The 6,281-nt window shown below is 64.6% G+C and carries 5 protein-coding genes; 3 read left to right on the top strand and 2 right to left on the bottom strand.

Annotated elements, in window-relative coordinates:
- Positions 1-104: 104 nt before the first annotated feature.
- Positions 105-908 carry a basic amino acid ABC transporter substrate-binding protein gene (locus tag A985_RS0109620; RefSeq protein WP_017233196.1) on the bottom strand — a complete coding sequence of 268 codons (804 nt, stop codon included), beginning with the start codon at positions 906-908 and terminating at the stop codon, positions 105-107.
- Between the two features lie 84 nt (positions 909-992).
- Positions 993-1,769, bottom strand: coding sequence for an enoyl-CoA hydratase (locus A985_RS0109615; protein ID WP_017233195.1), 777 nt, complete (start codon positions 1,767-1,769; stop codon positions 993-995).
- Positions 1,770-2,301: 532 nt separating this feature from the next.
- On the opposite strand from A985_RS0109615, the gene paaN reads away from it, so the two are divergent.
- The 3 genes from paaN to paaG all read left to right on the top strand — a co-directional run bounded on the left by paaN (position 2,302) and on the right by paaG (position 6,144).
- Positions 2,302-3,996, top strand: coding sequence for a phenylacetic acid degradation protein PaaN (gene paaN, locus A985_RS0109605; RefSeq protein ID WP_017233193.1), 1,695 nt, complete (start codon positions 2,302-2,304; stop codon positions 3,994-3,996).
- Positions 3,997-4,105: 109 nt separating this feature from the next.
- Entirely contained in the window at positions 4,106-5,308 is a 1,203-nt protein-coding gene (gene pcaF / locus A985_RS0109600; protein ID WP_017233192.1) for a 3-oxoadipyl-CoA thiolase, read from the top strand.
- 53 nt (positions 5,309-5,361) lie between these two features.
- Positions 5,362-6,144 carry a 2-(1,2-epoxy-1,2-dihydrophenyl)acetyl-CoA isomerase PaaG gene (paaG, locus tag A985_RS0109595; RefSeq protein ID WP_017233191.1) on the top strand — a complete coding sequence of 261 codons (783 nt, stop codon included), beginning with the start codon at positions 5,362-5,364 and terminating at the stop codon, positions 6,142-6,144.
- Positions 6,145-6,281: the final 137 nt, after the last annotated feature.

The raw sequence follows: 6,281 nt of genomic DNA, 5'->3' as shown, positions 1-6,281 counted from the left end.
TTTGTGAAAATAATTTGAAAACCCATGAAAAAACCCCGTCACGATACGTGACGGGGTTTCTTTAAATGATCACGGCGCCCGCAAATGCCTTGGTATGACAGACCTCAGGACTTCTTGCCGAAGTAGCGCGCGAAGATGGCGTCATATGTCCCGTCCGCCTTGATCGCCTCGATCCCCTTGTTGATCTTGCCCAGCAACTCGGCATCCCCCTTGCGTACTGCGATCCCGTAATACTCCTTGGGAAAGCTGCTATCGGAGACCGTACGCAGCTTGGCATCCGGGTTGTTGGCAACAAAGTTCACCACGACGCCGTTGTCCGCCACCACCGCGTCGACACCGCCGGCCTCCAGCTCCTTCATGGCGAGCGGCGTGCCTTCAAAGCGTTTGACCGACGGATTGTTCTTGCCCATGAGCTTCTGCACCACCTCGTCGCCCGTGGTGGCCGTCTGCACGCCCACCTTGAGGGACTTCAGATCGTCGAATTTCTGCACGGTCGAGTTCAGCGGCACGGCAATCAACTGCGACGCCTCGAAGTAAGGCGCCGAGAAATCCATCTGCTTACGACGCTCGTCGGTGATCGTGATCGCCGAAATCAGAATGTCCCTATCGCCCTGAACCAACGAATTGAAGATGCCCTCGAACGGCGTATTGACGAAACGCACGGAGATGCCCGCCTTGTCCGCGACCGCCTTCATCACATCGATGTCGAAGCCGGCAATCTGCCGGGTATCGGTTTCGAATTCGAATGGCGCGTAGGCGGCATCCGTGCCGACGACGTACACCGTCTGCGCGCCGTCCGCTCCCGCCGACCGGCCCGCCGCCGATTCCTCCTTCTTCCCGCAGGCACCCAACAGCAGCCCCGAGGCCACGACTAAGGCCAGCGCAAATGTGCGTCGGTTGATCGACATCGTTTTGTCCCTTGCTGAAAAAACCGGCAGCCTATCATAGGACGACCTCCCCGCAGGAGGTCGTCACGGTACAGCACGCCAGAATCAGCGATGTTTGAAAACCGGTTTGCGCTTCTCGACAAACGCGGCCATGCCTTCCTTCTGATCCTCAAGCGCGAACAGCGAATGGAACATCCGGCGCTCGAACTGCACGCCTTCGTCGAGCGTTGACTCGAATGCGCGGTTGACGGCTTCCTTCGCCGCCATCACGACCGGCAATGAATATTCGCAGATGGTGTTGGCCGCGCCGATCGCCTCGTCGAGCAGCGTCTCGAGCGGTACCACGCGCGATACCAGCCCAGCGCGCTCGGCCTCGGTGGCGTCCATGAAACGCGCGGTCAGGCACATGTCCATGGCCTTGGCTTTCGACACGGCGCGAGTCAGACGCTGCGTGCCGCCGGCGCCCGGGATCACGCCAAGCTTGATTTCCGGCTGGCCGAACTTGGCATTCTCGGCAGCGATGATGAAATCGCACATCATCGCCAGTTCACAGCCGCCGCCGAGCGCGAAACCCGACACGGCCGCGATGACCGGCTTGCGAATGCGGCGCACCGTTTCCCAGTTGCGCGTGATGTAGTCTCCTTTGAATACATCCGCGAAGGTGTATTTCGACATCATGCCGATGTCGGCGCCCGCAGCGAACGCCTTCTCGCTACCGGTAATCACCATGCAGCCGATGGCTTCGTCGGCATCGAACGCTGTGAGCGCGGTGCCCAGTTCGTCCATCAGCGCATCGTTCAGCGCGTTGAGCGCTTTCGGACGATTCAGCGTGATCAGGCCGACGCGGCCGCGCGTTTCCACCAGAATATTCTCGTACGTCATCCTCTTCTTCCTCCAGTCAAAGTCTCGTCTTTTGTTTCGGGGGCCGGCGCACTCAGGAGATCGATACCCTGGCAGTCACCGGAAACAGGCATCAGGCGATGGACACACCGTTGGTTCGCAACAGCGCTGCGGCGCACACGGCGAGCAGGGGTAACAAGACCCGCCAGGCGTCGACTGCAGTGGTTAGACATGATGCCATCGATCCCCTGGCCACGCACCTGGCGTTCCGCCAAGCAGACGACCCGCGCTCCGCGCCGAGTCACCGCCACGACAGCCGGGGCACAGCCTCATCACCGTCATCGCCACCGCCTAAGCTCAACTCTCGGGACGCCACCAAAGCCGTTGGGGAAAACCCGGCATCATCGTGTGCCACGCCCGGAAGATTTGGTGCTATATTAACAAACCAACCGGTCGGTTAATTAATGTCGATGAAAGCGATCGACGACGACCCGGTGCCGTCACCTGCGTCTTGCCGCCCGTCGGCAGACAGCGAATCCGCCAGCCGCATCCCGACACGGACAGATCCACAACCATGACTCATCCCCTCTTCGCCAAACACCAAGAGACTCTCGAGCGCGCCCTTCAGGCCATCGCCACGCGTGGTTACTGGAGCCCGTTTACGGAAATGCCGAGTCCGCGTGCTTATGGCGAGACGGCCGCCGCCGACGGCGAAGCCGCTTTCAAACAGTATCTGAATGCCGCCTTCCCGTTGGAACAGCGCGGCAGCACGGGTAGCGTCGGCCAGGAGGTCTCCCCGTTCGGCTTCGCGCTCGGCACGACATATCCCGGTTTCGAGATCGACGCCCTGCTCGCCCGCGTGAGCGACGCCCACAAGGCATGGCGCGCCGCCACCCCGGACGCCTGGGTCGGCGTATCGCTGGAAATTCTCAACCGCCTGAACGCGCGCAGCTTTGAAATCGCCAATGCCGTGATGCACACGACGGGCCAAGCGTTCATGATGGCCTTCCAGGCCGGCGGCCCGCACGCGCAAGACCGCGGCCTCGAAGCCGTGGCCTACGCATGGGACGAACTGCGCCGCATCCCGGCGGGCGCCTATTGGGAAAAGCCGCAGGGCAAGAACCCGCCGCTCGCCATGGAAAAGCGCTATACGGTCGTGCCGCGCGGCGTGGCGCTGGTGCTCGGCTGCTGCACGTTCCCGACGTGGAACGGTTATCCGGGCCTGTTCGCCAGCCTCGCCACCGGCAACGCCGTGATCGTCAAGCCGCATCCGGGCGCGATCCTGCCGCTCGCCATCACGGTGAAGATCGCGCGTGAGGTCCTGCGCGACGCCGGTTTCGATCCGGATGTCGTGACGCTCGCAGCCACCAACCCGAACGACGGCGCCATCGTCCAGCAACTGGCCACGCGCGGTGAAGTGCGCGTGATCGACTTCACGGGCAGCACCGCCAACGGCGACTGGCTGGAGACCCACGCGCGTCAGGCGCAGGTCTACACCGAGAAGGCCGGCGTGAACCAGATCGTGATCGATTCGACGGACGACCTGAAGGGCATGGCCCGCAACATTGGCTTCTCGCTGGCCTTGTACTCGGGCCAGATGTGCACCGCGCCCCAGAACATCTACATTCCGCGCGACGGCATCCAGACGCCCGACGGCAAGGTGTCGTTCGAGGAAGTGGTCGCCGCCATCGCGGGCAGCGTGCAGAAGACGTGCAGCGACCCGGCCAAGGCCGTTGAGCTGCTCGGCGCGATTCAGAACGAAGGCGTGCTGGCTCGCATCGACGACGCCCGCAAGGTCGGCCGCGTCGTGCTCGACAGCCAGACACTCCAGCACCCGGCCTTCGCCGACGCCCGCGTGCGCACGCCGCTGATCGTCGCGCTCGACGTGGCCGACGACGCCACCTACACGCGCGAATGGTTTGGCCCGATCGCCTTTGTGATCGCCGTGGACAACAGCGCCCAGGCGTTCGCCCTGGCCGGACGCACCGCCGCCGACCATGGCGCACTCACACTGTCGGCGTATACGACGTCCGCCGAGGGCGAGGCCCAGGCGCTCGACGCCGCCATCGAAGGGCGCGTGGCCCTGTCGCTCAACCTGACGGGCGGCGTGTTCGTGAACCAATCCGCAGCCTACTCGGATTACCACGGCACGGGCGGCAACCCGGCCGCCAACGCGAGCCTGGCCGACGCCGCCTTCGTCGCGAATCGCTTCCGTGTCGTGCAAAGCCGCCACCATGTGCCGGCCAAGTCCGACGCCGGCGCTGCCTGAGCCTCCGATACATCTATATATAGAGAAGGGAACGGGAAGCCTTGCGCTGCGCGCGCCGCCGGACACGCCTTGCAAGCCCCGCCCCAAGTCAAGACAGGAACGAACGATCATGACCGAAGCTTTCATCTGCGACGCGATCCGCACCCCCATCGGCCGCTACGGCGGTGCCCTGAAGGACGTACGCGCCGACAACCTCGGCGCGGTTCCCCTCAAGGCGCTCATGGCGCGCAATCCGAACGTCGACTGGACCCTGATCGACGATGTCATCTACGGTTGCGCCAATCAGGCCGGCGAAGACAACCGTAACGTGGCCCGCATGGCATCGCTGCTCGCCGAGTTGCCGATCGACGTGCCGGGCGCCACGCTCAATCGCCTGTGCGGCTCGGGCATGGACGCCATCGGCACGGCCGCACGCGCCATCAAGGCGGGCGAAGCCGGACTGATGATCGCCGGCGGCGTCGAATCGATGACCCGCGCGCCATTTGTAATGGGCAAGGCCGACAGTGCGTTTTCGCGCCAGGCCGCCATCTTCGACACGACCATCGGCTGGCGTTTCATCAACCCGCTGATGAAGGCGCAGTACGGCGTGGATTCGATGCCGGAGACGGCCGAAAACGTCGCCGACGACTTCAAGATCGGCCGCGAAGATCAGGACCGCTTCGCCGTGCGCAGCCAGGAGAAGGCGGCGCGCGCGCAGGCCGACGGCACGCTCGCGCAGGAAATCACACCGGTCTCGATCGCGCAAAAGAAGGGCGATCCGATCGTCGTCGACCGTGACGAGCATCCGCGCGCCACGAGCCTCGAAGCGCTGGCCAAGCTCAAGGGCGTGGTCCGTGCGGACGGCACCGTGACCGCGGGCAATGCCTCCGGCGTGAACGACGGCGCATGCGCGCTGTTGCTCGCGAGCGAGAGCGCCGCCAAGCTGCACGGCCTCACGCCCCGCGCGCGCGTGCTCGGCATGGCGACCGCCGGCGTGCCCCCCCGCATCATGGGCATTGGCCCGGCCCCGGCCACGCTCAAGCTGCTGCGCCAATTGAACATGACGCTGGATCAGTTCGATGTGATCGAACTGAACGAAGCCTTCGCGAGCCAGGGTCTGGCGGTGTTGCGTCAGCTCGGCGTTGCCGACGACGACGCCCGCGTGAACCCGAACGGCGGGGCGATTGCGCTGGGCCACCCGCTGGGTGCCTCGGGTGCGCGTTTGGTCACCACGGCGATGTATCAGTTGCACCGAACCGGCGGACGCTACGCGCTGTGCACGATGTGTATCGGCGTGGGCCAGGGCATCGCGATCGCCATCGAGCGCCTCTGATCGCCAGCCCTGTTCCGCTCATTCGATATCACGACACCCCGAGGAAGACACCGATGACCGCCACGGTTCAACTGACGCTGCAAGCCAACGTCGCGACGATCACGCTCAACCGCCCCGAGAAGCTCAACAGCTTCACGCGGGAGATGCACGCGGCGTTGCGCGATGCCCTCGATACCGCCCAGGCACAAGGCGCGCGCGCCATTGTGCTGACCGGTGCCGGCCGCGGCTTCTGCGCCGGGCAGGATCTGGCGGATCTGGACTTCACGCCGGGGGCCTCGACCGATCTCGGGGCGCTGATCGACGAAAACTTCAACCCGCTCGTGCGCAAGCTGCGCGCGATGCCGCTGCCGGTGATTGCCGCAGTGAACGGCATCGCGGCGGGCGCGGGCGCGAATCTGGCGCTTGCCTGCGACATTGTGCTTGCGGGGGCGTCGGTCAACTTCCTGCAGGCGTTCGTGAAGATCGGTCTGCTGCCCGACACCGGCGGCACGTGGTTCCTGCCGCAACGTGTCGGCATGGCGCGCGCGATGGGACTGGCGATGCTCGGCGACAAGCTCTCGGCCGAACAAGCCGAGCAGTGGGGCCTGATCTGGCGCTGCGTCGACGATGACGCGCTCCTGCCCGAAGCACAGAAACTCGCCGCGCAATTGGCGTTGCAACCCACGAAGGCGCTCGCCACGATCAAGGAAGCGTTGTATGCCTCGGCCACCAACACGCTCGACCAGCAACTCGATCTCGAACGCGACGGACAGCGCGCACTCGGCGCCTCGTACGACTATGCCGAAGGCGTGAACGCGTTTCTGGAGAAGCGCGCGCCGAAGTTCGAAGGCCGCTGATCGACCGACACCATAACAACACGAGAGACACGATGAGCCTGACCTCCCCCGCCCCCAAGGCAACCAGTGAGATGACACCGGAAGAACTCGCCCGCGCCACGGGCGAATCGATGTACCGCAGCGACCGCGCGAGCCAG

Origin of the sequence: Pandoraea sp. B-6, from assembly GCF_000282835.1 — a bacterium.
Lineage (GTDB): Bacteria > Pseudomonadota > Gammaproteobacteria > Burkholderiales > Burkholderiaceae > Pandoraea > Pandoraea cepalis.
Note: the sequence above shows the minus strand (reverse complement) of the source record. Positions and strands in the feature narration are given on the sequence as shown.

Excerpts from the sequence above, each read along its gene's own strand:
- paaN (WP_017233193.1), top strand. The coding sequence starts at position 2,302 with ATGACTCATCCCCTCTTCGCCAAACACCAAGAGACTCTCGAGCGCGCC.
- A985_RS0109615 (WP_017233195.1), bottom strand. The coding sequence starts at position 1,769 with ATGACGTACGAGAATATTCTGGTGGAAACGCGCGGCCGCGTCGGCCTG.
- A985_RS0109620 (WP_017233196.1), bottom strand. The coding sequence starts at position 908 with ATGTCGATCAACCGACGCACATTTGCGCTGGCCTTAGTCGTGGCCTCG.
- pcaF (WP_017233192.1), top strand. The coding sequence starts at position 4,106 with ATGACCGAAGCTTTCATCTGCGACGCGATCCGCACCCCCATCGGCCGC.
- paaG (WP_017233191.1), top strand. The coding sequence starts at position 5,362 with ATGACCGCCACGGTTCAACTGACGCTGCAAGCCAACGTCGCGACGATC.